This is a genomic window from Pseudomonas sp. 210_17 TE3656, from assembly GCF_054821965.1.
Window position 1 is genome coordinate 4,265,108 of sequence record NZ_JBTRBC010000001.1, and the last position, 23,891, is coordinate 4,288,998.

Sequence of the window (23,891 nt, forward strand, 5' to 3'; positions counted from 1 at the left end):
TCAGTCCAGTTTCATTAAGTAGGGGTTGCGTCGCATGTGTGGCATCGTCGGTATCGTCGGTAAGTCGAACGTCAATCAGGCGCTGTATGACGCGCTAACCGTCCTCCAGCACCGCGGCCAGGACGCTGCCGGTATTGTGACCAGCCATGATGGCCGGTTATTCCTGCGCAAGGACAACGGTCTGGTCCGTGATGTGTTCCAGCAGCGCCATATGCAGCGCCTGGTCGGACACATGGGTATCGGCCATGTGCGTTACCCGACTGCGGGCAGCTCGACCTCGGCCGAGGCTCAGCCGTTCTACGTCAACTCGCCATACGGCATCACCCTGGCGCACAACGGCAACCTGACCAACGTTGAACAGTTGGCCAAGGAGATCTACGAGTCCGACCTGCGCCACGTCAACACCAGTTCCGACTCTGAAGTCCTGCTCAACGTCTTCGCCCACGAGCTGGCGGTGCGCGGCAAGCTGCAGCCGACCGAAGAAGACGTGTTCGCTGCGGTCACTGACGTGCACAACCGCTGTGTAGGTGGTTATGCGGTAGTGGCGATGATCACCGGCTACGGCATCGTTGGCTTCCGTGACCCTAACGGCATTCGTCCGATCGTCTTCGGCCAGCGTCATACCGACGAAGGCGTGGAGTACATGATCGCCTCCGAAAGCGTTTCCCTCGACGTCCTCGGCTTCACCCTGATCCGCGACCTTGCGCCGGGCGAAGCGGTGTACATCACCGAAGAAGGCAAGCTGCACACCCGTCAGTGCGCGACCAACCCGCAGCTGTCGCCGTGCATCTTCGAACACGTCTACCTGGCGCGTCCTGACTCGATCATCGACGGTGTCTCGGTCTACAAGGCGCGTCTGCGCATGGGCGAGAAGCTGGCCGAGAAGATCCTGCGCGAGCGTCCGGATCACGATATCGACGTGGTCATCCCGATTCCTGACACCAGCCGTACCGCCGCGCTGGAGCTGGCCAACCACCTGGGCGTCAAGTTCCGTGAAGGCTTCGTCAAGAACCGCTACATCGGCCGTACCTTCATCATGCCCGGCCAGGCCGCACGCAAGAAGTCGGTGCGCCAGAAGCTCAACGCCATCGAGCTGGAATTCCGTGGCAAGAACGTGATGCTGGTGGATGACTCCATCGTGCGTGGCACCACCTGCAAGCAGATCATCCAGATGGCCCGCGAAGCCGGGGCGAAGAACGTCTACTTCTGCTCGGCAGCGCCGGCTGTGCGTTACCCTAACGTCTACGGCATCGATATGCCGAGCGCTCATGAACTGATCGCCCACAACCGCAGCACCGAAGATGTCGCCGAGCTGATCGGCGCCGACTGGCTGGTCTACCAGGACCTGCCGGACCTGATCGAAGCGGTTGGCGGTGGCAAGATCAAGATCGAGCATTTCGACTGCGCGGTGTTCGACGGCAAGTACGTTACCGGCGACATCGACGAGGCCTACCTGGACAAGATCGAGCAGGCGCGCAACGACGCCTCCAAGGTCAAGAACCAGGCGGTCAGCGCGATCATCGACCTCTACAACAACTGAGTTAGGAGCAGCGGCATGACACAGGAATGGGATGCCGGGCGCCTGGACAGCGACCTCGAAGGGGTCGCTTTCGATACGCTGGCGGTACGCGCCGGCCAGCATCGCACGCCGGAAGGTGAGCACAGCGATCCGCTGTTCTTCACCTCCAGCTACGTGTTCCGGACAGCGGCCGACGCCGCTGCACGGTTCGCCGGCGAGGTTCCAGGCAACGTCTATTCACGCTACACCAACCCGACCGTACGCGCGTTCGAGGAGCGCATTGCCGCCCTGGAAGGTGCCGAGCAGGCGGTGGCCACTTCCACCGGTATGTCGGCGATCCTCTCTACGGTAATGGCCCTGTGCAGCGCTGGTGACCACGTGCTGGTCTCCCAGAGCGTATTCGGTTCGACCATCAGCCTGTTTGAAAAGTACTTCAAGCGTTTCGGTGTGCAGGTCGACTACGTACCGCTGGTGGATCTTGCTGGCTGGGACGCGGCAATCAAGGCCAACACCAAGCTGCTGTTCGTCGAGTCGCCGTCCAACCCGCTGGCCGAGCTGGTGGATATCGCCGCACTGGCCGAGATCGCTCACGCCAAGGGCGCGCAACTGGTGGTCGACAACTGTTTCAGTACGCCAGCCTTGCAGCAGCCGCTGAAGCTGGGCGCTGACATCGTCGTGCATTCGGCGACCAAGTTCATCGACGGCCAGGGTCGTTGCATGGGCGGTGTGGTTGCCGGACGCAGCGAGCAGATGAAAGAAGTGGTGGGCTTTCTGCGCACCGCGGGGCCGTCGCTGAGCCCGTTCAACGCCTGGATCTTCCTCAAGGGCCTGGAAACCCTCAACCTGCGTATGCGTGCCCACTGTGCCAACGCGCAAGCCCTGGCCGAGTGGCTGGAGCAGCAGGACGGCATTGAAAAGGTCCACTACGCCGGGCTGCAGAGCCATCCGCAGCACAAGCTGGCCAAGCAGCAGATGAGCGGCTTCGGTGCCGTGGTGAGTTTTGAGGTCAAGGGTGGCAAAGAGGGTGCCTGGCGCTTCATCGATGCCACGCGGCTGATCTCGATCACCGCCAACCTGGGCGACAGCAAGACCACCATCACCCATCCGGGCACCACGTCCCACGGCCGTCTGTCGCCGCAGGAACGTGAAGCCGCAGGCATTCGCGACAGCCTGATCCGGGTGGCCGTGGGCCTGGAAGATGTGACTGACCTCAAGGCCGACCTGGCTCGCGGTCTGGCGGCGCTGTGATCGACTGGTCGGTGAGCGACAGCAGCCATAACGGCCGCGTCGCGCTGGTGACCGGTGCGGCACGGGGGATCGGCCTGGGCATTGCTGCCTGGCTGATCGCCGAGGGCTGGCAGGTGGTGCTCACTGACCTGGATCGGGTGCGCGGCGCCAAGGCGGCCAAGGTGCTGGGAGACAATGCCTGGTTCATCGGCATGGATGTTGCCGATGAAGCCCAGGTCAAGACCGGGGTGGCCGAGGTGCTTGGCCAGTTTGGTCGTCTCGACGCGCTGGTGTGCAATGCGGCTATTGCCGATCCGCACAACACCACCCTGGAAACCCTCAGCCTGGCTTACTGGAATCGCGTGCTGGCGGTCAACCTGGGTGGGCCGATGCTGCTGGCCAAGCACTGTGCGCCTTATCTGCGCGCTCACGGCGGGGCCATCGTCAACCTGGCGTCGACCCGCGCCGCTCAATCCGAACCCGATACAGAGGCCTATGCGGCCAGCAAGGGCGGCCTGTTGGCGCTCACCCATGCGCTGGCCGTGAGCCTGGGGCCGGAGATCCGCGTCAATGCCGTGAGTCCTGGCTGGATCGACGCACGGGACCCGTCCCAGCGCCGCGCCGAGCCGCTGAGCGAAACCGATCATGCCCAGCATCCGGCGGGCAGGGTAGGGACGGTAGAAGACGTGGCCGCCATGGTTGCCTGGCTGCTGTCGCGCAATGCCGGCTTCGTCACTGGCCAGGAGTTCGTGGTCGACGGTGGCATGACCAAGAAGATGATCTACACGTAACACTGCTTTTTGCCCTTTTTGAAAAAAACTTCAATGGGGGTATTGACTTAGGTTCGATACCTGCGTAAATTTCGCCACCTCAGCGAAGCACACGGGTGATTAGCTCAGCCGGGAGAGCATCTGCCTTACAAGCAGAGGGTCGGCGGTTCGATCCCGTCATCACCCACCACTTCCTGAGATGTTCCTGACCCGACACTTTCGCAAGAAGGTGTTACCAGAGAGGAACCGGACGCAAGTCCATATGCGCAGCGGTAGTTCAGTCGGTTAGAATACCGGCCTGTCACGCCGGGGGTCGCGGGTTCGAGTCCCGTCCGCTGCGCCACTTTTCTCCAGATCGGTTTAACGACCGGTTTGAGGTCGGAAGGCACCGAAGCCTTCAGGCCAGATCCCAGTTTCAAACAGGCGAAAGCTTGTGTGATACGCAGCGGTAGTTCAGTCGGTTAGAATACCGGCCTGTCACGCCGGGGGTCGCGGGTTCGAGTCCCGTCCGCTGCGCCATATTCGCTTTGAGGCCCTTGAACTCCTCGAAGCTACAAAGAGAGCGACCTAAGGTTCGCTTTTTTTGTGCCTGAGATCAGCGGCTATTGCGCAATCCAGGTCTGCACGACACGCAGCGGTAGTTCAGTCGGTTAGAATACCGGCCTGTCACGCCGGGGGTCGCGGGTTCGAGTCCCGTCCGCTGCGCCATATTGAAGTCACAAAGAAAGCGACCCAAGGGTCGCTTTTTTTGTGCCTGTCATTTGCTTCCGGCGATGAATTTTCTGTGGTGATTTCCCGGCTACGGTTTCAGTGATCCGCCGATGTGTTGCACAATAGGCACCGATCGTTTTACTCAGGATTTGCAATGTCAAAGTCAACCGTCTTCAGTGCGCTCGGGCTGGCCCTGGTGCTGGCGGGTGTTTCCGGCTGTTCTTCGAAGAAAGCTGCCATCTACGAACACGAGAATTTCGACGACTCGGGTACCTATTCACGCAGCTTCCCGGTCAGCGAAGCCAGTACCTGTGAAGCGGCCCGGCGTGCTTTGCTCAGCCAGGGTTACATCATCACCAGCAGCGATGCCGGGCAGGTCAATGGCAACAAGAGCTTTCAGCAGACCGGCGATTCGCACCTGCAGATCAGCTTCAACGTGGTCTGTGCCCGCGACAGCGGCGACGAGCAGCGCTCGACCATGTTTGCCAACGCCTTGCAGGACCGTTACGCGCTGAAAAAATCCAATACCTCGGCCAGCGTCGGTGTGGGCGTGCTGGGGTCGCTGTCGATGCCGATTGGCTCCACCGACGATTCGATGGTCAAGGTGGCCAGCGAGACCGTGACCTCGGCCAAGTTCTACGAGCGTTACTTCGCCCTGGTCGAAAGCTTCCTGCCCAAGGAGCAAAAGAAAAAGGCATCGCTGAAAAAGCCGGAAGCGACGTCTGCGCCAGCGTTGGGGATTCCCGAAAGTACTCCGGTGCCAGCACCTGCGGCCCTGGCTCCGGCCGAAGCAACTGCGCCTGCGCCAGCACCTGCGGCGATTGAGCCGGCTCCGGCGCCAGCCCAGCAGGTACCGGTTGTCGAAGCCGCATCGGCGCCTGTGGTCGACGACAGCAAGGGTTCCAAGCCGGTGCCGCCACCGGTCGAGGCGGAGCCGATCAATGCCGAGCAGCCTGCGCCAGCAGCCGCTGAACCGGTATCGAGCGTGGCGCCGGCAGCACCTGTCAGCAGCCCTGAGCAGGCGCCGCAGTAAGGGCGGATAATTTTTCCAACTGCTGCTACGTTGTTTTGATAAGCGTCATTGTCATTTTTCTTTCATCGCGGCACTTTAGGCTCGATGACGAATCAATGAAATGAATGAGAAACGACGGAGCAGACGATGGACGATTATCAAGAAGAACTACTCGAATACCGCGCCTTTGAGCTCGATCCACCCGAGCCTGCCGAAGACGCCACCGAGCTGTAGCTTCAGCCGGTACGCCGCTGGCTGCGGCGAAACTCGCCCGGGGTCATGCTGTTCCAGCGCTTGAACGCGCGCTGAAAGGCCTCGGCCGAAGCAAACCCGAGCAGATAGGCGATCTCGCCAAAGGCCAGTTCCGTATCACGGATATAGGCCATGGCCAGGTCGCGGCGGGTATCGTTGAGGATGGCGCGAAACTGCGTGCCTTCCTCGGCCAGCTTGCGCCGCAAGGTCCAGGTCGGCAGTTGCAGGTGCCGCGCCACTTCCTCCAGATCCGGTTCCCGGCCGCCATTGAGCAGCGGTCCGAGCAAATGGGCGATGCGTTCGCCCAGGCTGCGGATTCGCGTGAGTTGCTCAAGTTCCGCCTCACATAACTTCAACAGATGCTGCCAGGTGCTGGGGCAGTGCGCCGGATTGCGCAGGGCAAGGCTTGCCTGGCTCAGGCGTAACTGGTTGGTCTGCGCGCCAAACTGCACCGGGGTGCTGCACAGCGTCTGGTAGTGGGCGGCATAGGCGGGTGCCTCGAACTCGATCTCCATCCGCTCTGCCACCAGCTTCACGCCGGCCAGGCTCGACAGCTGCGCGAGCCAGCCGGACAGCAGCGAATCGACCACAAAGCGGTTGTAGGCGTTATAGGGGCTGATCGAGTAGAAGCGCAGCCAGGCACCGCCGCTGTCGGCGTGGAAGCTCGAATGGCCACGGTAGTTGGCGGCGTACAACGGCTCGAAGCGCAGCAAGGTGCGCGCTGCTTCGCCGACAGTGGGCGCCTGGGCCGCAGTGACGCCGGCCAGACCTGCCTGGCTGAGGCGGCTGATGCAACCCATGTGCAAGCCCAGGGCCGGATCTTCGGTCAGTTCGATGGCCGCATGGCCCAGGTGCATGTAGCGCGGGATGGACAAGCGCGCACCCGCTTCGGTCAGGCGTGCAGTGTCCAGGCCGTAGCGTTCCAGCAGCGCTGTAGGCTCGATCCCGCGTTGCTGCAGGATTTCACTCAGGGGCTGGATAAAGCCGACTGAGAGATCACCCAGGCGCATCCGTGGGCGGTTCATGGCTGACCTACAGCCACAGGTTCAGCAGACGCGCACCTGAAGTGCGGTTGCCGTTCAGATTGAGGCCGGCGCGGTTGGCAAAGCCCTGGCCATCGGCGATCACATCCCAGAAACGCCCGCGCAGGAACACGCTCATGCTGCTCATGTCGCCGGGATTGGCCTTCAGGGTCAGTTGTTGCCAAGCCTGGGCTTCACTGACTTCGCCGGGCTTGAACGGCAGTGAAGCCGCCAGCGGTTGATGGCGGTTGCCGCGCCAGGGTGCATTCCAGCTGTCTTTACCACCTAGAAACGCCGGATTGGCGATGAACTGCGCCGACTGATTAGCCAGTTGTTGCTGATTGCTCGGGTACCAGCTGTCGCTGCCGATCAGCACGCCCAGGCGTCCGGCCGGGGTCTGCAGGACTTGCGGCGGCTGGTCGATGCCGCTGTCGATGTAGCGGCGTACTTCACTGTCCGGGTGTTGCTGGCGTTGGGGCTGGCCGAGCACCGAGCCGTCGCCGGCAAACACCAGGCTGCTGTTGTACAGGGCGCCGGAGCCGACTTTCAGGGTGCCACGCTCGACATAGGGGGAGGGCAGGACAATCGAGCCCGCCACCAGGGTCACGCCGAATTCCCTGGCCAGGCCGCCGAAGAGTTGCTGGTAGTCGCTGGCCATTTGCTGCGCCTTCATGCGCAGGTGGGCATCGGTGCGACGGTCATCACCTTCGGCGCCGAGCATGGCCAGACCGTAGCTGATCGGGTTGCTCAGCTCCAGCCATTGCCAGGCTTCGCGGCGCTGGGTGACCTGGTACAGCTCGTTCTTTTCGCCCCGGGCCCAGAGCCAGGTGCCGATATGCTCAGGCAGGATGACGATGGTCCGGGCATTGATCAGGCCCTGGCTGCGCGCCTGCTGCAGATAGGCGGCCAGCTTGCGGTGCAGGCGTTGCAGGTTCTGGTAGTCACTGGGATATAGCTGCGGCTCGACCCCCAGCAGGTTGCCATGGTCGGCGGGAACGCCTTCGCTCAGGGCCAGCTCGATGCGCAGGTCCGACAGGTAATGCCCGGTCGGTCGTTGCCCGGTCCAGAACCCGTAGCCGCACAGCGCAGCAATGACAACCAGCGCCAGGGCGCTCAACAGAAATTTTCGCATGACTTTAATTTTCTTCGAAATCTGAACTAGAAGTACAGTAAATCAATGCGTTGGGGCAGCTTTTTCCTGAAATACCGGGAATTTATTTCGTTAGAAACTATATTTTGCGGGTGTTTATCATCGTCGTCCTGGATTGTCAATGTTCTGAATAACTGACGCAGGTGGGAAGTTAATCTCATCAGGCTAACGGCAGGGGGCAGTGGTGAGAGGGGGAATTGAACGGCACAAGCTCTGTTGATCGATTAATGAATATCGATTGTCAGTAGACCCTGGGGGTTGAGCCGCACAGCAAGCGCTTTGCAAAGCTGAATGTTCCCAATGTCTTGGTGGGGCCGAACAGATCACATACTTGCTTAATGAAAGAAGGTGAGTATGTGTGGTTTGGTCGTAAAAATTAAATAGAGTGCTTTCGCCAAAGTCGACCTACGGCCGCTCGGGCTGATTAAGCATGCCTGTAATCGGGTTGATAAAATTAGGTAATTTGGTTGATGAAATTAAGCAATTGAACTGTCTGTATTTCTGATTAATTAAGAATATTCCTATGTTTTGCTGGGGAGGGAGCAGCTACCCTTAAGTAGCATCTGTCAGCAAGGGGCAAGCTCTTTAGTTCACCAGCGGCGTAGCGCCAGGAGAAAGTCCTTCAGATCTCACGGGTATCGACCGCGCGCCCGGTGTGTAAAATAAGTTTCACGTTTGCCGTAGAAGATCACCCCGTCAATCAGAATGTACTAACCGAGCAACTGGAGCGGTTAGGCTGTCGGTTAACCATGGCATCGAATGGAAGGGAAATACTGCAACTATGGCAGCGCGGACTGACATTTGATGTTATGTTGAGCGACGTGAATATGCCACATTTAGATGGATGTCATTTGGCCGGTCAACTTCGGAACGTTCGTGCCAAAACACCTGGCGAGGGGGGCGCTAGCGCTCTTGCAGAAGCGGGAGAACGATGTCTAGCGGCTGGTATGGGGGCATACCTTGTTAAACCTGCTTCGCAGAGCAAGTCCGCACCAAGCATCTTGTTGACCTTGAATCGATTACAGTCGGCTATGCGTGACTTGTTTATTTTGACCGCAAAAGAGGATTGGTCAGCAATGACGTCCTCGTTTGCGGATGGAAATACAATAGGAGTCATAGAGCATGCACATCGCTTGAAAGGCTCGTTCGCTACTATTGGAGATATGGACGCTGCGTACATGTGCTCAGACATTGAAGCGCATGCGCAGGTGGGTCGCCAGATAGATGAGCAGTTAAAGAACCTGGCGCAGTATTTGAGTCCTATTCTTGAGGTAACATCATGAACCTAAAAGTGATTCTGGCAGACGACCATCCTATTGTATTGCTAGGTATGCGTATGTCCCTTGAACTTGAACCAGGTATCGAGGTTTGTGGTGAGGCTGCAGATTCGACCGAGTTGGTTGAGTTGATGGATCGGGTAAATCCGAATGTGTTGGTCAGCGATTTCTATATGCCAAGTGGGGCGCACGGTGACGGACTTACGTTGATCACCTTCGTCAAACGTCACTATCCACATGTCAAGCTGATCATTCTGACAATGATGACGAACGCCTCAATTCTGGAAAAAATAGTTGCAGCCGGGGCGGATGGAATTTTGTTGAAGAGTGGCCGGCAGGCTGATGTGGTAAACGCCATTCGCTTGGTTGCTTCTGGGCAAAAGTACATCGGAGTAGAGGTCAAAAAGATACTTCATGAGTTTCGGTTGGGTCAAACCAACTCAAAGGGTAAGTTTGACCAAAAGGCACTGTCGAAGAAAGAGTCTGAAGTACTGAGGCTTTATGTAGCAGGGCGTAGCGTTTCTGAAATCGCAAGCATGCTGAACCGGAGTGTCAAAACGATCAGTCACCAAAAAATATCTGCGCAACAAAAGCTGGGGATCGCCAATGACAAACAATTATATGAGTACGCCATGAAAAATGGCTTGCTGTGACTGGACGCTCCTCGACGTTTGTATGCCGAAACGAAAGCTATGCATTCGCGTTGCAAACCTCATTTCTCTCCCGGAAATGAGGCCTCAATGTAGGGCGTCAAAGCGGGAGAAATGTCAGACGAGCCTGCTTTTTTTGTCACCATGAAATGCGACTTGGCGTAAGTTTCCTGGCTTGAAAAGCCGTGCCGGCAGAGCAATTCTGCTCCTGCTGGTACAGAGCGGCCTCACCAGGCAGGGCGACTGCTCGCACGGCATCATTACTCCATTCCCGCCCCCTTCAGCTTTACGTAAATTTAAGAAAAATCTCATATTTTTAAGCAATCTTGTCGGCGATCATTCGTTTTGGGGCAGGGTGTCAGGTGTTCTTGTGATTCAGGTTTTTTATTTTTGAAAGTAGATGCCAGAGCGTGCGCATTCAAATTTTAATTTAAGAGATGCGATTTCGAAAAGCGTCCTATTTGAATCACATTAAACATTGCTTAAGTTCGCCTTCGTTTTCTGCTGGCTGCCATGCCGTTGTTGCTCGCTTTGGCGTTGCCCGGCGTGGCGGCGGCGACAGCCATAAACGTATTCACTGGCGCGCGGGCCCTGCATCACGGAATTGTTGATATGCAGTCATTCGCAAATCAACAACATCGTAAATTTGGCAGTCAGTATAAATCCACTCCTCCTGTGGGGTGCGGTGTTTTGCACCTGGCAGTGCGAGGGTGTTAGCTAGAAAAATCATTCAGGTATACTTTGTGAAAACCACGCCAAGAAAAACAGTTAGGAGTTTATACGGTCAAAGTATGGGCGTTCCCAGGTTGTCCGTGGAAAAAACATCTTTGGCCGCAGCGATCATTATCGCAATCGCCCCCGCCCACCTGCGAGCCGCGGACTATCTGAATGATTCCGGAAGAACCGATAACATTTCTGATAAAACGTATGGTTACGTGGAGGTTGGCGGCAGTAATAGCCGCCTCAATGGCACAAGGCTCACACTTGACTCGCCACTCGGCGCAGCAGCTTATATCTACGGTGGGGGTGTTTTCAATTTGGTGGATAGCACCATCAAGTCAAAAGACTCCGGTATAGTTCTTGATGAGGCTGGAACTACTGCATCCGTTTCGTCAAGCACTATTGAAACTTCGGGCGACGGCTTGAAGTTGTACTATGGTGCTACGGCTAATTTACATGACGTAACGATAACCACTAAAAAAAACGGCAGCCATGGTATTTCTGTTAGCGACGCCAGACTCACCGCGGACCATGTCAACATCACTACTAATGACCCCTATTCCCACGGTGTCTTCGCCGAGGGAGTTGATTCGAATGTGGTTATGGACGGTCTGAACATAACCACGCTGTCCGAAAACTCCTACGGGCTGGGACTTCGTAATGGTGCTCACCTGACTGTAACCAACGCCAGGATCAACACTAGCGGTTCTTATAGTGGAGGTGCCGGTACTCAGACAGGTTCCCAACTGAGCCTCAAAAGCACGAGCATCTCCACCTCGGGAACGTTCGGTGGCACTGGCGTGAGAGTGGAGTCTGGCAGCTCGGCTGATTTGGTTGATGTGACAATAACCTCGCGTGGTGAGTATTCCGATGGGATTTTAGTTAGGGGGCTAGATTCGAGTGTTGTTGCGGACCAACTAAACGTAACCACTCTGGGGGGCGACGCCTACGGGCTTCGGGTCGAGGATGCTGCGCACCTGACGGCAACCAATGCCCGGATCAACACCAGCGGCAATTCAAGTTTTGGTGCTCTCGCTAAAGGCGCAGCCACTCAGTTAAGCCTCAAAGATACAGAGATCACCACCTCTGGGGTCAAGGCCGTGGGTGCAGGGTCAAGCCTGGGAGGCAGCACCCAACTTGAAAACGCTACAGTCACCACCACCGGCAACGGTAGCTACGGCCTGAACGCAACTGGCGCAGGCTCGACGTTGACAGCGCGTAACGTATCGGTTGAAACCTCTGGCACAAACGATGGCACAACGTCCGCCTCAGGCGCGGTGGCCGAACTTGGCGCCAACATCACGTTGTCGAACAGCACTATCAAGACCACTGGCGAGGGGAGCGCAGGTATTTATGCTCGGGGCCAAGCGGCCACCGTGAATGCGACGGACACCAATATTGCCACCACGGGCGCCAAGGCAGCGGGTGTCAAGGTGGTCGACGGCACCGGCAATCTGCTGCGCAGCAACGTGCGCAGCGAAGGCGCCGATGCGTTTGCTGCAACTGTCAACAACGGCAGCCTGAATGTCGACGGGGGCTCGCTCTACAGCAAAAACTCTAGCGCCCTGCAGAGTGATGCTGCATCTATCGCACTGTCCAACGGTGCACAGGTCGAAGGCGGTAACGGTGTCTTGCTCGAAATTGCATCTGACAAACAAGCTTCCCTGGCCTTGGATGAGCAAGTGACGGCCGTGGGCGACATTGTGTTTGGCTCGGGCGTGACCTCCCCCCAAGTGTCCAATACTGACGTTTCCTTGAGTAATGCCTCACGCTGGACGGGCAGCACAACAGCGGTCAACAACTTGTTCATTGCCAGCGGCAGTCAGTGGACGATGACCAGAGATTCCACCGTCCATCAGTTGACCATGAACGACGGCAGCGTGGCATTCAGCGCCCCTCAAGGCAATGGCTTCAAGACGTTGACAGTCGATGGAGACTTGAGTGGTCACGGCAACTTCTTGATGCACAGCGACCTGGCTGCTTTGCAGAGTGACCTGCTGCGGGTAAAAGGCCAGACCTCTGGTGCCCATACTTTGGTAATTGCGGATTCCGGCCGTGATCCAAGTGCGGCGGGACAACAACTTCGTGTCGTCGAAAGCAATGGCGGTGACGGGAAGTTCTCGCTGTATGGCGATCATGTCGACGCGGGCGTGTTCCGTTACAACCTCGCGCAGCAGGCAGGCGATTGGTACCTGGTTAACTCGGCCACCGTACCGGGGAAGCCTGACGTGCCTGCGAAACCTGATGTACCTGCGAAGCCTGACGTGCCTGCGAAACCTGACGTGCCTGCGAAACCTGATGTACCTGTGAAACCTGATGTACCTGCGAAGCCTGACGTACCGGTTGCCCCTCATGCTCCGATACATCCCGGCCCAAAAAATCTGTCCAAAGGAGCTAACGCCGCAGTCGCCTCACAAAGTTCTGCCGCTAACATGTGGAACGCGCAAATGAACGCGCTTGTCAAACGCCTCGGTGACCTGCGTATGGGCAAAGACGAGGGCGGCGTCTGGACGCGTGCCATTGGCAAGCAGTTCAATGTGGATGGCGGTTCGAGTCGTGCGTACGATCAGAACGTCACGGGGATGGAGATCGGTGCAGACAAGGCCTTGGCGGTCGATGGCGGGAAGGTATACCTCGGCGCTGTGATCGGCAGCGCACACTCGACTGCCGACTTTGGTGAAAGTTCTTCCGGCGAAATCGACAGTACCATGGGCGGCGTGTACGCCACGTACATTGACGACAGTGGCTACTACGTTGATAGCGTATTGAAGTACAGCCACTTCAACAATGACATCAAAATCACTACCAATCTGGGCGATCGGGTCAAAAGCTCATATAGCGGTAACGGTATCGGTGGTGATATCGAAGTGGGTAAGCACATTGCACTTAAGGATGGTTGGTTCGTAGAGCCGCAACTTGAAATCACCGCGACTAAAACCGACGGCGGCGATTACACCGCAAGCAATGGCCTGAGAGTGAATGCTGATGACGTCGATTCGCTGCAAAGCCGTGTGGGCGGTTTGGTGGGGCGTACCATCACTATGTCCAATGGCATGCACATTCAACCCTACGTGAAAGCATCGTACGTGACCGAACATGCCGCAGACAACAACGTGTATGTGAACGACACCAAGCTGAAGGCCAAGCTGACTGGCAACCGGACAGAGACGGGCTTTGGCGGAGTCATGCAGTTGAGCGCGAACAGCAAGGTTTCCCTGGATGCCGAGTACGCAAAAGGCGCTGACATCGAACAACCGTATGCTGTCTCACTGGGCTACCGTTATCTGTGGTAAGTAATGACGGGTAAAGCATAAAGCTGCTTGATGTAAAAAACGCCCAATGCATTGCATTGGGCGTTTTCAATTGGTAGTGAAAAAATCAGTTCATAGTGATAAGCCAAACATGAATCAGCACAGCGCCAGCAAGGGGTTCAGCGCTTAGGGTCGATCTCGAGTGCAGCAGGATCAATAACTTGTCACTTTCGGTCATTGAGCCTTCGCGGCTGGCTCTTTAATGTCGGTCACAGATAACCGACGGGCCCCGCCATCCGTGCGAGGCGCCCGCATCCCGTGATTACGCCTGTTGTGGAGTTCACTATGGCTGCTGCTCATTACCCGCACCTGCTAGCCCCGCTGGACCTGGGGTTCACCACCCTGCGCAACCGCACCCTGATGGGCTCGATGCATACCGGCCTGGAAGAAAAACCAGGTGGTTTCGAGCGCATGGCCGCCTACTTTGCCGAGCGCGCCCGTGGCGGCGTCGGCCTGATGGTCACCGGCGGTATCGGACCGAACGTGGAGGGCGGGGTGTATTCCGGCGCCGCCAAGCTGAGCACGCCGGAAGAAGCCGATAAACACCGCATCGTTACCAAGGCCGTGCATGAGGCCGGTGGCAAGATCTGCATGCAGATCCTGCACGCTGGTCGTTATGCCTACAGCCCCAAGTCGGTGGCGCCAAGCGCCATCCAGGCGCCGATCAACCCGTTCAAGCCGCATGAGCTGGACGAAGAGGGTATCGAGAAGCAGATCCAGGACTTCGTCAACTGCTCGCTGCTGGCACAAAGCGCCGAGTACGACGGTGTCGAAATCATGGGCTCGGAAGGTTACTTCATCAATCAGTTCCTCGCCGCCCACACTAACCAGCGCACCGACTGCTGGGGTGGCAGCTACGAAAACCGCATGCGCCTGGCGGTGGAAATCGTTACCCGTGTGCGTGAGGCCGTCGGCCCGAATTTCATCATCATCTTCCGTCTGTCGATGCTCGACTTGATCGAAGGCGGCAGCAACTGGGAAGAGATCGTGCAACTGGCCCGGGCGATCGAGAAAGCCGGCGCAACGATCATCAACACCGGCATCGGCTGGCATGAGGCACGGATTCCAACCATCGCCACCAAGGTGCCACGGGCGGCGTTCAGCAAAGTCACGGCCAAGCTGCGTGGCGCGGTGCAGATCCCGTTGATCACCACCAACCGCATCAATACGCCGGAAGTGGCCGAGCAGATCCTCGCCGAGGGCGATGCCGACATGGTCTCCATGGCGCGTCCGTTCCTTGCCGACCCTGAGTTCGTCAACAAGGCGGCGGCCGGCCGGGGCGACGAGATCAATACCTGCATCGGTTGCAACCAGGCCTGCCTGGATCACACCTTCGGCGGCAAGCTGACCAGCTGCCTGGTCAACCCGCGGGCCTGTCATGAAACCGAGCTCAATTACCTGCCGGTCACCCAGGTCAAGCAGATCGCCGTGGTCGGTGCCGGTCCTGCCGGGCTTGCCGCCGCCACGGTGGCTGCTGAGCGCGGCCATCAGGTGACGTTGTTCGACTCGGCCAGCGAGATCGGTGGTCAGTTCAACGTGGCCAAGCGCGTGCCGGGCAAAGAAGAGTTCTACGAAACCCTGCGCTACTTCAAACGCAAACTGCAGACCACCGGCGTCGAGCTGTGCCTGAACACGCGCGTCGATGTCGAGCAATTGGCGGCAGGCGGGTATGACGAGATCATCCTGGCTACCGGCATCGCACCGCGCCTGCCGGCGATTCCGGGGATCGAGCACAGCAAGGTGCTGAGTTATCTGGATGTACTGCTTGAGCGCAAACCGGTGGGCCAGAAGGTCGCGGTGATCGGTGCTGGCGGTATCGGATTTGACGTCTCGGAATTCCTGGTGCACCAGGGCAAGGCCACCAGCCTGGACCGCGAAGCGTTCTGGAAGGAGTGGGGTATCGATACCGCACTGGAGGCCCGTGGTGGCGTGGCCGGAATCAAGCCCGAACCGCATGCCCCGGCGCGTCAGGTGTTCCTTCTGCAGCGCAAGAAATCCAAGGTCGGTGACGGCCTGGGCAAGACCACTGGCTGGATTCACCGGACGGGCTTGAAGAACAAGCAGGTGCAGATGCTCAACAGTGTCGAGTACCTGAGCATCGACGACGCCGGCTTGCATATTCGTATCGCCGAGGGCGAGCCGCAGGTATTGCCCGTCGATAACGTGGTGATCTGTGCCGGTCAGGACCCGCTGCGTGAGCTGCAGGATGGTCTGCTGGCCGCAGGCCAGTCGGTGCACCTGATCGGTGGCGCCGACGTGGCCGCCGAGCTGGATGCCAAGCGGGCGATCAACCAGGGCTCGCGCCTGGCTGCCGAGCTCTGAGTGCTTTGCGCGGCGGGGTGTCTGCCCCGCCGCGCTGGTAAACTGCCGCTTCCCTGCGGCAGTGATCTGTACATGACCGGTTTTGACACGCTTCCCAACGCCCCCCTGCAGCGCCTGGCGCTGAGCTGGCTGCGTCCGTTCGGCGTCGAGCTGGCGGTGCTGCGCCTGGACCTGATCGACCCGCTGATCAGCGGCAACAAGTGGTTCAAACTGCTTGAACACCTGCGTCTGGCCAGGCAAGCACAAGCCCCTGGCATCATCAGCCTGGGCGGTGCGCATTCCAATCACCTGCACGCCTTGGCCGCAGCTGGCAAGCGCTTCGGCTTCGCCACGACAGGCCTGTTGCGTGGTCATTTTCAGGACACCGCCACCGTTCGCGACCTGCAAGCCTTCGGTATGCAATTGCACTGGTTGGGTTACGCCGGCTATCGGGCGCGGCATCAGCCGGACTTCTGGCAACCCTGGCAGGCGCAATACCCGGGCTGGCACTGCGTGCCCGAAGGCGGTGGCGGCCCGCTGGGCGTCAAAGGCTGTGCGTTGATCGTCGAGCAGGCCCAGGCACAGTTGGCGAGCCTGGGTTGGGCGGACTACGACGCTTGGTGGTTGGCGGCGGGAACCGGCACCACGTTGGCGGGGCTGGTATTGGCTGAAGGCGCTGCTCATCAGGTCCATGGCGCTTTGGCGGTACGGCTGGACCATGGCGTACCCGCGCAGGTCCGGGCCTTGGCCGGGGACAGTGGATACCATCTGTACGAGGCCAGTCGCGGCGGCTTTGCCAAGGTCGATGAAGCGTTGCTGGCGTTTATCAATGCCTGCGAGGCTGAGTCCGGTGTGCCGCTGGAGCCGCTGTACACCGGCAAGGCGCTGCTGGCGCTGCGCGAGCAGGTTGAGGCCGGTGTTTTTGCCCCCGGCACACGCTTGATCTTTCTGCACAGCGGCGGCCTCCAGGGCCGCCGCGGTTTTGCCTAGTTGCTACGCGGCAGCATGCGCACCAGGGTGTTATCACGCTGAACATAGTGATGGTAGAGCCCGGCCAGGGCATGCAGGCCGATCAGCCAGTAACCCCAGCTGCCGATGCGCTCGTGCCAGCCCTTGATGAACTTGGCCATGTCCGGATCCGGTGCGATCAGGGCTGGCAGTTCGAAGCCATAGAACGGAATCGGTTTGTTGGCCGCGCTGAGAATCAGCCAGCCGGCAATCGGCAGGCCGATCATCAACAGATACAGGGCCAGGTGCATCAGGTGCGCAAGGCCGGTCTGCCAGGCTGGAGGGGCAGGGACGATGGGCGGCGTCGGGCGGCTCAGGCGCAGGGCCAGGCGTAGCCAGACCAGCACGAACACTGTCAGGCCGAGCATGAAGTGCAGATCTTTCATCAGGTTGCGCTCGACGCTGTCCTTGGGGAACAGGCCGCGCAGTTCGATCAGGGCATACACCGCCGCCAACAGCACCAGCATCAACCAGTGCAAGGTAATCGACAGGCCGCCATAGCGAGCCGGGGGAGTCTTCAGGGTCATGGACATTCCTCGTGATCAGGTCTGGATCCGCGCTCTTCTGGCGCAGTGACATCACTGTAATCGCTGGGCAGCCGATTACTCGCTTATTGCAACAAAAAATTGCCAACGCCGCATTGATCTGTCGCTAGAATTCGCCGCTTCGCCCACTTATTCGTTTTCAAGGCCTGTGTAATGTTGATGGCGTCGCTGATTTTCCTCCTGACCATTACTCTGGTGATCTGGCAGCCCCGCGGGCTGGGGGTTGGCTGGAGTGCTACTGGCGGTGCGGTGCTGGCATTGCTCAGCGGAGTGGTGCAGTGGGGTGATATTCCGGTGGTCTGGCAGATCATCTGGAACGCCACCGGCACCTTCATTGCCCTGATCATCATCAGCCTGTTGCTCGATGCCGCCGGTTTCTTCGCCTGGGCGGCGCTGCATGTGGCGCGCTGGGGGCGCGGCAGCGGGCGCCGGTTGTTCTGTTACATCGTGCTGCTCGGGGCGCTGGTTTCGGCGCTGTTCGCCAATGACGGCGCGGCCCTGATCCTCACGCCGATTGTGGTGGCGATGCTCCTGGCCTTGCGCTTCAGCCCGGCGGCGACCCTGGCGTTTGTCATGGCCGCAGGTTTCATCGCCGACACTGCAAGCTTGCCGCTGGTAGTGTCGAACCTGGTCAACATCGTCTCGGCCGACTTCTTCGGCATCGGTTTCAACCGCTATGCCGCGGTGATGCTGCCGGTCAACCTGGTCAGCGTGGCGGCGACCCTGGCGGTGCTGCTGTGGTATTTCCGCCGCGACATTCCGGCCGACTATGACCCGCTGCAACTGGACCGCCCGCGTAGCGTGGTGCAGGATCCGGCGACCTTCGTTGCCGGCTGGCTGGTGCTGGTGATCCTGTTGATTGGCTGCTTCGCTCTGGAACCGCTGGGTATCCCCATCAGTGCGATTTCGGCGGTGTGTGCCGCCGTATTGCTGCTGGTGGCAGCGCGCGGGCACAAGATATCCACGCGCAAGGTACTCAAGGAGGCACCCTGGCATATCGTGGTGTTCTCCCTGGGCATGTACCTGGTGGTCTATGGCCTGCGCAACGCGGGACTGACTGATTATCTGGCCGGTTGGCTCGATGACTTCGCTGGCGCTGGTGTATGGGGCGCGGCCATGGGCACGGGATTGCTGGCGGCGTTGCTGTCTTCAGTCATGAACAACTTGCCGACGGTACTGATTGGCGCCTTGTCGATTGATGCCAGCGCAGCCAGCGGTGTGGTCAAGGAAGCAATGATTTACGCCAACGTGATCGGCAGCGACCTGGGGCCGAAAATCACCCCGATTGGCAGCCTGGCCACCTTGCTGTGGCTGCATGTGCTGGAGCGCAAGGGGGTGAAGATTGGCTGGGGCTACTACTTCAAGGTCGGGATTGTGCTGACCGTGCCGGTGTTGCTGCTGACTTTGGCGGCGTTGGCGCTGCGACTAACTCTGGGCTAGTGCCAGATCTGTGGGAGCCGGCTTTGCCGGCGATCGCCTGCGTAGCAGGCGCACCCTGGTCATCCCGGTAAATTCGGCCACACATCAGACACCAGAAACACCCGCTGCGCTTCCTCCCAATCCCCATCGAGACCTCCCGCCAAGCGCACCAGCAGCTGTGCCGGTGCCAGCGGATCCAGCCCCTGCAACCAGGCACTAAAGCGTTCCTGGTTCCAACGCTCCTCAGGTACACAGCGTGCTGACGCCAGCCAGGCCTGGCGCGGCAATGGCTGCCAGCAGCCGGGATTGAGTTCGACAAAGGCTGGCCAGTCGCGCTGATGCAACCATTGCCCGCGCAGGTGCTGCGGGTGTGAGCCCGTAGGTGAATCGGCATGCCCGGGCCAAGGATAGAACAGGTAACCGGCGAGCCAGAGCTGGGCGCTGAACTGCTCGATATCCAGTGCCGCCAGGGCCTCGCGGCTTTCCGCGCGGGCGGAAATCGGCAACTGGTGATCGGCCAGGTGCGCAAGCTTGCGGTCCAGGCGGTCGTGGCAGCCCGGACCCAGCCAGTGCGCCGGGTCCTTGCCATCGCCGCCCGGTGGCCCCAGGTAGAGCTTGATGGCCAGCTCCTGGTGATGCACGCCTTCAGCATCGCGCAGCAGGATATCCAGCTCGCCCAGGGTGTGGCCGCCCGTGCGGATCGGCAGATTGGCGGCCAGCAACTCCACGCCAGGCGCCTGCTGCAGGGCAAACTGCCAGAGACGTTCGTAGTACAGGCCCAGGCGCCGGGTCGCGGTCTGCGCGAGCCAGTGATCCAGCGCACGGCTGTCGCTGTCCAGGGCACACAGCCATTGCTGCAGCTGTTCGGGGTGCGCAATCCAGTCACTGGCAGCCAGCGGATGACGCTGGGGCCAGGGCGTGTCGCGCAGCATCGGCGGCGCGAGGATGACCCAGGCCAGGTCGCGCACCTGAGGCTGGCGCAACTGGCGGGGCAGGTCGATCAGGCCGGGAAAAGGGTTCATCCAGCGAGCATAGCCGCTAAGCTCCAGGCCTTGGCGATTTTCTCCAGTGTTTGCCGCTACCCGGCGCTTTCGCCCATAATCGACTCTTTGGCGAGTCCCGCCTCTTTACCCGCTGTAGCGCCTAGCAGGAGCCCCATGGAGCAATTTCGCAATATCGGTATCATCGGCCGCCTCGGTAGCTCGCAGGTGCTCGATACTATTCGCCGACTGAAAAAATTCCTGCTGGAACGGCATCTGCACGTCATCCTCGAAGACACGATTGCCGATGTCCTGCCCGGCCATGGCCTGCAGACCTCTTCGCGCAAGCTGCTGGGTGAGGTCTGTGACCTGGTCATTGTCGTTGGCGGTGATGGCAGCCTGCTCGGCGCCGCCCGTGCCCTGGCCAAGCACAATACGCCGGTGCTGGGCATCAACCGTGGCAGCCTGGGCTTTCTCACCGATATCCGCCCGGACGAGCTGGAAGTAAAGGTCGCCGAGGTGCTCGACGGCCATTACCTGGTGGAAAACCGCTTCCTGCTCCAGGCCGAAGTACGCCGGCATGCCGAAGCCATCGGCCAGGGCGACGCGCTCAACGACGTGGTGCTGCACCCGGGCAAGTCGACGCGGATGATCGAATTCGAGATCTACATCGATGGCCAGTTCGTCTGCAGCCAGAAGGCCGACGGCCTGATCGTCGCCACTCCGACCGGTTCGACCGCCTACGCGCTGTCGGCGGGCGGGCCGATCATGCACCCGAAACTCGATGCCATCGTGATTGTGCCGATGTACCCGCACACCCTGTCCGGACGGCCGATTGTGGTCGACGGCAACAGTGAGCTGAAGATCGTGGTGTCCAAGGATCTGCAGATCTATCCGCAGATTTCCTGTGACGGCCAGAACCACTTCACCTGTGCTCCCGGCGACACCATCACGGTGAACAAGAAGTCGCAGAAGCTGCGCCTGATCCACCCGCTGGATCACAATTATTACGAGGTCTGCCGGACCAAACTCGGTTGGGGCAGCCGCCTGGGTGGTGGAGGCGAGTGATGCTCGATCCAGCCCGTAGTTACGACCTGATTGGTGACGTGCACGGCTGTGCGCACACCCTCGAACGCCTGCTCGATACCCTCGGCTACAAACGCCAGGGCGGGGTATGGCGCCATGCCCAGCGTCAGGCGCTGTTCCTCGGCGACATCATCGACCGCGGCCCGCGGATTCGCGAGGCGCTGCACATCGTCCACGACATGGTCGATGCCGGCCAGGCCCGCTGCATCATGGGCAATCATGAGTACAACGCCCTGGGCTGGAACACCCCGGCCTTGCCCGAGACGGGCAAGCAGTTCGTGCGCGAACACAACCCGCGCCACGGTAGGCTGATCTACGAAACCCTGACCCAGTTCGAGCAGCATCCGGGAGACTGGCATGACTTCCTCGAATGGTTCTACGAGTTGCCGCTGTTTCTCGATGCCGGGCGCTTCCGCCTGGTCCACGCCTGCTGGGACCATCGGTTGATCGATGCGCTGCGCCAGCAACACCCCGACGGCTGCATCGATGAGCATTTCATCCAGGCTTCAGGGGTGTCCGACAGTTTTGCCGCGACGGTCTGCAACCGATTGCTGCGCGGCACCGACATGCGCCTGCCGGATGGTCTGACCCTGACCGGCGGCGACGGCCTGACCCGCGCCTTCTTCCGTACCAAGTTCTGGGAAGAGGATCCGCAGACCTACGGCGATATCGTCTTCCAGCCCGACGCCTTGCCCGAAAAAGTCGCCAGTACGCCCTTGAGCCACACTCAGAAGAATGCCTTGCTGCGTTACGGCGAAGATGAACCGATGCTGTTCGTCGGTCACTACTGGCGCAGCGGCAAACCGGCACCGATCCGTTCCAACCTGGCCTGCCTGGATTACAGTGCGGTGCTGTACGGCAAACTGGTCGCATACCGTCTCGATGATGAAACCCGGATCGACCCGCGCAAATTCGTCTGGGTTGATGTCGACCGGCCGGAGGCCAGCCAATGACTGCAGTGGTGGTGTTACGCATGCCTTTGAACACCGACCTCAGCGGCTTTGTCGGCCTGCTGCGGCGTTTGCAGGTGCCGCACAGGGTCAGCGAGGAGGGCGGTGACCAAGTGCTGTGGGTGGCGGAAAACCTCGCTGAGGATGTGCGCGAGCTGTACCAGCGCTTTCCCGAGGGCGATGCCGATTTCCAGCTGCCTGCCGAGGCTGCCCTGAAGCCGCCTGCGCGGCCGGGCCTCGCCGAACAGTTGCGCGCCAGCAAGGCCACGGCAGTGGTGTTGTTGCTGTGCCTGATCGTCGCCGGCCTGACCGGCCTTGGCGACAACTTTGCAACCCTGAGCTGGCTGACCTTTCTCGATTTTCGCGTACAGGGCGACTACCTGTACTTCACGCCGCTGGCCGCGAGCCTGGCCGACGGCCAATGGTGGCGCCTGTTCACGCCGATGCTGGTGCACTTCGGCATCCTCCACCTGGCCATGAATGCCCTGTGGTACTGGGAACTGGGCCGGCGTATCGAGTTGCGCCAGGGGCCCTGGTCGCTGCTCAGCCTGACCTTGCTGTTCAGCCTGGTATCCAATGCCGCGCAGTACCTGTTCGGCGGGCCGAGCCTGTTTGGTGGCCTGTCGGGGGTGCTCTATGGCTTGCTCGGGCACATCTGGTTGTACCAGTGGCTGGCGCCGAACCCGGTCTATCGCATGCCGCGCGGGGTCCTGGTAATGATGCTGGTCTGGCTGTTGCTGTGCCTGTCCGGACTGGTCAGCCTGCTGGGCTTCGGCCAGATCGCCAACGCCGCCCACGTCGGCGGGTTGTTGGTCGGTTGCCTCAGCGGGCTCTTGGGCGGGGCGCTGGCCCGGCGTAAACTTACGGCTTGATTTGGGAGACGCTATGTCCACTTTTGCGCAAATGATCGAGAACATCACCCCGGAAATCTACGAGAGCCTGAAACTGGCCGTGGAACTGGGTAAATGGGCGGATGGGCGCAAGCTCACCACCGAGCAGAAAGAGCTGTCGCTGCAGGCGGTGATCGCCTGGGAGATGCAGAACCTGCCGGAAGAGCAGCGTACCGGTTACATGGGCCCGCAAGAATGCAGCTCGAAGTCGGCACCGGTCGCCAACATCCTGTTCAAGTCGGACGCGATCCATTGATCGAACTTGGCCGCGGCTCCATCAGTAAAATGTCGGCGCGTCTCGACGCGCCTGTGGTGCAGTACGCTTTTCGTCTGGGCGAGCAGGAAGTGCCGGTCAATCCGCTGATCGGCAAGACCCTGCGCCTGGAATATCTCGGTGCCATCCATTGCAGTCACTGCGGTCGCAAGACCAAGACCAGCTTCAGCCAGGGGTACTGCTACCCGTGTATGACCAAGCTGGCCCAGTGCGATGTGTGCATCATGGCTCCGGAAAAATGCCACTACGACCAGGGCACCTGCCGTGAACCGTCCTGGGGCGAGCAGTTCTGCATGACCGATCATGTGGTGTACCTGGCCAATTCCTCGGGGATCAAGGTCGGCATCACCCGCGCCAGCCAGCTGCCGACCCGCTGGCTTGACCAGGGCGCCAGCCAGGCTTTGCCGATCGTGCGGGTCGCCACCCGCCAGCAGTCGGGGCTGGTCGAAGACCTGTTCCGCAGCCAGGTGGCCGACCGTACCAACTGGCGGGCGCTGCTCAAGGGCGATGCCGAGGCAGTCGACCTGCTGGCGGTGCGCGATCAGCTGTTCGACAGTTGTGCCGAGGGCTTCAGTGCCTTGCAGACGCGCTTCGGCCTGCAGGCCATCCAGCCGCTGAGCGACGCCGAAGTCCTGGAAATTCGCTACCCGGTCGAGGCCTACCCAAGCAAGATCGTCAGCTTCAACCTGGACAAGAACCCGGTGGCCGAAGGCACGCTGCTGGGCATCAAGGGCCAGTACCTGATCTTCGACACCGGTGTGATCAATATTCGCAAGTACACGGCGTACCAGCTCGCCGTGCATCAGTAAAAAGGACC

The 23,891-nt window shown here is 59.9% G+C and carries 19 protein-coding genes and 4 tRNA genes; 19 read left to right on the top strand and 4 right to left on the bottom strand.

Annotated elements, in window-relative coordinates; translation table 11 throughout:
• Window positions 1-34 precede the first annotated feature (34 nt).
• The 8 genes from purF (at window position 35) to ACVI9W_RS20080 (ending at window position 5,260) form a co-directional block, all read left to right on the top strand.
• Window positions 35-1,540 (top strand): amidophosphoribosyltransferase, encoded by a 1,506-nt coding sequence (gene purF, locus ACVI9W_RS20045; protein ID WP_038608689.1) that lies wholly within the window; start codon window positions 35-37, stop codon window positions 1,538-1,540.
• 15 nt (window positions 1,541-1,555) lie between these two features.
• Window positions 1,556-2,767, top strand: a complete 1,212-nt coding sequence (locus ACVI9W_RS20050; RefSeq protein WP_461530943.1) for an O-succinylhomoserine sulfhydrylase — start codon at window positions 1,556-1,558, stop codon at window positions 2,765-2,767.
• Window positions 2,768-2,778: 11 nt separating this feature from the next.
• Window positions 2,779-3,537, top strand: coding sequence for an SDR family oxidoreductase (locus tag ACVI9W_RS20055; protein WP_274297072.1), 759 nt, complete (start codon window positions 2,779-2,781; stop codon window positions 3,535-3,537).
• Window positions 3,538-3,630: 93 nt separating this feature from the next.
• Window positions 3,631-3,706: transfer RNA gene (locus ACVI9W_RS20060), tRNA-Val, on the top strand.
• A 76-nt stretch (window positions 3,707-3,782) separates the two neighbouring features.
• Window positions 3,783-3,859: transfer RNA gene (locus ACVI9W_RS20065), tRNA-Asp, on the top strand.
• A 99-nt stretch (window positions 3,860-3,958) separates the two neighbouring features.
• Window positions 3,959-4,035: transfer RNA gene (locus ACVI9W_RS20070), tRNA-Asp, on the top strand.
• A gap of 112 nt (window positions 4,036-4,147) precedes the next feature.
• Window positions 4,148-4,224: transfer RNA gene (locus tag ACVI9W_RS20075), tRNA-Asp, on the top strand.
• A 157-nt stretch (window positions 4,225-4,381) separates the two neighbouring features.
• Window positions 4,382-5,260, top strand: coding sequence for a DUF2242 domain-containing protein (locus tag ACVI9W_RS20080; protein ID WP_461530944.1), 879 nt, complete (start codon window positions 4,382-4,384; stop codon window positions 5,258-5,260).
• A gap of 215 nt (window positions 5,261-5,475) precedes the next feature.
• On the opposite strand, the gene ACVI9W_RS20085 is transcribed toward ACVI9W_RS20080, so the two are convergent.
• Both ACVI9W_RS20085 and ACVI9W_RS20090 read right to left on the bottom strand, forming a co-directional pair.
• Window positions 5,476-6,516 carry an AraC family transcriptional regulator gene (locus ACVI9W_RS20085; protein WP_461530945.1) on the bottom strand — a complete coding sequence of 347 codons (1,041 nt, stop codon included), beginning with the start codon at window positions 6,514-6,516 and terminating at the stop codon, window positions 5,476-5,478.
• Window positions 6,517-6,523: 7 nt separating this feature from the next.
• On the bottom strand, window positions 6,524-7,645 hold the full coding sequence (locus ACVI9W_RS20090; protein ID WP_461530946.1) for a nitrilase-related carbon-nitrogen hydrolase: 1,122 nt from the start codon (window positions 7,643-7,645) through the stop codon (window positions 6,524-6,526).
• A gap of 671 nt (window positions 7,646-8,316) precedes the next feature.
• Between ACVI9W_RS20090 and ACVI9W_RS20095 the strand changes: the two genes are divergently transcribed.
• The 5 genes from ACVI9W_RS20095 to ACVI9W_RS20115 all read left to right on the top strand — a co-directional run bounded on the left by ACVI9W_RS20095 (window position 8,317) and on the right by ACVI9W_RS20115 (window position 16,912).
• Complete coding sequence (locus ACVI9W_RS20095) at window positions 8,317-8,946, top strand: Hpt domain-containing response regulator (protein ID WP_461530947.1); 630 nt, start codon at window positions 8,317-8,319, stop codon at window positions 8,944-8,946.
• A complete protein-coding gene (locus tag ACVI9W_RS20100) occupies window positions 8,943-9,593 on the top strand; it encodes a response regulator (protein WP_461530948.1) in 651 nt (216 codons plus the stop codon). The genes ACVI9W_RS20095 and ACVI9W_RS20100 overlap by 4 nt, the downstream gene beginning before the upstream one ends.
• A gap of 809 nt (window positions 9,594-10,402) precedes the next feature.
• Window positions 10,403-13,603, top strand: coding sequence for an autotransporter outer membrane beta-barrel domain-containing protein (locus tag ACVI9W_RS20105; RefSeq protein WP_461530949.1), 3,201 nt, complete (start codon window positions 10,403-10,405; stop codon window positions 13,601-13,603).
• 303 nt (window positions 13,604-13,906) lie between these two features.
• On the top strand, window positions 13,907-15,943 hold the full coding sequence (locus ACVI9W_RS20110; RefSeq protein ID WP_461530950.1) for an oxidoreductase: 2,037 nt from the start codon (window positions 13,907-13,909) through the stop codon (window positions 15,941-15,943).
• Between the two features lie 72 nt (window positions 15,944-16,015).
• A complete protein-coding gene (locus ACVI9W_RS20115; protein ID WP_461530951.1) occupies window positions 16,016-16,912 on the top strand; it encodes a 1-aminocyclopropane-1-carboxylate deaminase/D-cysteine desulfhydrase in 897 nt (298 codons plus the stop codon).
• Here ACVI9W_RS20115 and ACVI9W_RS20120 read toward each other — a convergent pair.
• Complete coding sequence (locus ACVI9W_RS20120) at window positions 16,909-17,457, bottom strand: cytochrome b (RefSeq protein WP_038608713.1); 549 nt, start codon at window positions 17,455-17,457, stop codon at window positions 16,909-16,911. The genes ACVI9W_RS20115 and ACVI9W_RS20120 overlap by 4 nt on opposite strands.
• A gap of 171 nt (window positions 17,458-17,628) precedes the next feature.
• Between ACVI9W_RS20120 and ACVI9W_RS20125 the strand changes: the two genes are divergently transcribed.
• Window positions 17,629-18,915 carry an arsenic transporter gene (locus tag ACVI9W_RS20125; protein WP_461530952.1) on the top strand — a complete coding sequence of 429 codons (1,287 nt, stop codon included), beginning with the start codon at window positions 17,629-17,631 and terminating at the stop codon, window positions 18,913-18,915.
• 59 nt (window positions 18,916-18,974) lie between these two features.
• Here the strand turns inward: ACVI9W_RS20125 and ACVI9W_RS20130 are convergent, their stop codons facing one another.
• Window positions 18,975-19,916, bottom strand: coding sequence for a DUF1853 family protein (locus ACVI9W_RS20130; RefSeq protein WP_461530953.1), 942 nt, complete (start codon window positions 19,914-19,916; stop codon window positions 18,975-18,977).
• 135 nt (window positions 19,917-20,051) lie between these two features.
• Here ACVI9W_RS20130 and ACVI9W_RS20135 point away from each other — a divergent pair, with 135 nt between their 5' ends.
• Genes ACVI9W_RS20135 through ACVI9W_RS20155 form a run of 5 tightly spaced genes read left to right on the top strand, consistent with a single transcriptional unit; the run spans window position 20,052 to window position 23,883 of the window.
• Complete coding sequence (locus ACVI9W_RS20135; RefSeq protein WP_422415277.1) at window positions 20,052-20,942, top strand: NAD(+) kinase; 891 nt, start codon at window positions 20,052-20,054, stop codon at window positions 20,940-20,942.
• Window positions 20,942-21,913 carry a metallophosphoesterase gene (locus tag ACVI9W_RS20140; protein WP_461530954.1) on the top strand — a complete coding sequence of 324 codons (972 nt, stop codon included), beginning with the start codon at window positions 20,942-20,944 and terminating at the stop codon, window positions 21,911-21,913. Before ACVI9W_RS20135 ends, ACVI9W_RS20140 begins: the two co-directional genes overlap by 1 nt.
• Complete coding sequence (locus tag ACVI9W_RS20145; RefSeq protein WP_461530955.1) at window positions 21,910-22,782, top strand: rhomboid family intramembrane serine protease; 873 nt, start codon at window positions 21,910-21,912, stop codon at window positions 22,780-22,782. Before ACVI9W_RS20140 ends, ACVI9W_RS20145 begins: the two co-directional genes overlap by 4 nt.
• Window positions 22,783-22,795: 13 nt before the next feature.
• Entirely contained in the window at window positions 22,796-23,056 is a 261-nt protein-coding gene (locus ACVI9W_RS20150; RefSeq protein ID WP_038608730.1) for a YeaC family protein, read from the top strand.
• The gene (locus ACVI9W_RS20155) at window positions 23,053-23,883 is read left to right on the top strand and encodes a DUF2797 domain-containing protein (RefSeq protein ID WP_461530956.1); all 831 of its coding nucleotides are present in this window, start codon (window positions 23,053-23,055) and stop codon (window positions 23,881-23,883) included. The genes ACVI9W_RS20150 and ACVI9W_RS20155 overlap by 4 nt, the downstream gene beginning before the upstream one ends.
• Window positions 23,884-23,891: the final 8 nt, after the last annotated feature.

Bases quoted from the DNA above. Each gene is read 5' to 3' on its own strand.
- ACVI9W_RS20050 (WP_461530943.1), top strand. From the start codon at position 1,556: ATGACACAGGAATGGGATGCCGGGCGCCTGGACAGCGACCTCGAAGGG.
- purF (WP_038608689.1), top strand. From the start codon at position 35: ATGTGTGGCATCGTCGGTATCGTCGGTAAGTCGAACGTCAATCAGGCG.
- ACVI9W_RS20150 (WP_038608730.1), top strand. From the start codon at position 22,796: ATGTCCACTTTTGCGCAAATGATCGAGAACATCACCCCGGAAATCTAC.
- ACVI9W_RS20085 (WP_461530945.1), bottom strand. From the start codon at position 6,516: ATGAACCGCCCACGGATGCGCCTGGGTGATCTCTCAGTCGGCTTTATC.
- ACVI9W_RS20100 (WP_461530948.1), top strand. From the start codon at position 8,943: ATGAACCTAAAAGTGATTCTGGCAGACGACCATCCTATTGTATTGCTA.
- ACVI9W_RS20130 (WP_461530953.1), bottom strand. From the start codon at position 19,916: ATGAACCCTTTTCCCGGCCTGATCGACCTGCCCCGCCAGTTGCGCCAG.
- ACVI9W_RS20120 (WP_038608713.1), bottom strand. From the start codon at position 17,457: ATGACCCTGAAGACTCCCCCGGCTCGCTATGGCGGCCTGTCGATTACC.
- ACVI9W_RS20145 (WP_461530955.1), top strand. From the start codon at position 21,910: ATGACTGCAGTGGTGGTGTTACGCATGCCTTTGAACACCGACCTCAGC.
- ACVI9W_RS20125 (WP_461530952.1), top strand. From the start codon at position 17,629: ATGTTGATGGCGTCGCTGATTTTCCTCCTGACCATTACTCTGGTGATC.
- ACVI9W_RS20115 (WP_461530951.1), top strand. From the start codon at position 16,016: ATGACCGGTTTTGACACGCTTCCCAACGCCCCCCTGCAGCGCCTGGCG.
- ACVI9W_RS20140 (WP_461530954.1), top strand. From the start codon at position 20,942: ATGCTCGATCCAGCCCGTAGTTACGACCTGATTGGTGACGTGCACGGC.
- ACVI9W_RS20090 (WP_461530946.1), bottom strand. From the start codon at position 7,645: ATGCGAAAATTTCTGTTGAGCGCCCTGGCGCTGGTTGTCATTGCTGCG.
- ACVI9W_RS20110 (WP_461530950.1), top strand. From the start codon at position 13,907: ATGGCTGCTGCTCATTACCCGCACCTGCTAGCCCCGCTGGACCTGGGG.
- ACVI9W_RS20135 (WP_422415277.1), top strand. From the start codon at position 20,052: ATGGAGCAATTTCGCAATATCGGTATCATCGGCCGCCTCGGTAGCTCG.
- ACVI9W_RS20080 (WP_461530944.1), top strand. From the start codon at position 4,382: ATGTCAAAGTCAACCGTCTTCAGTGCGCTCGGGCTGGCCCTGGTGCTG.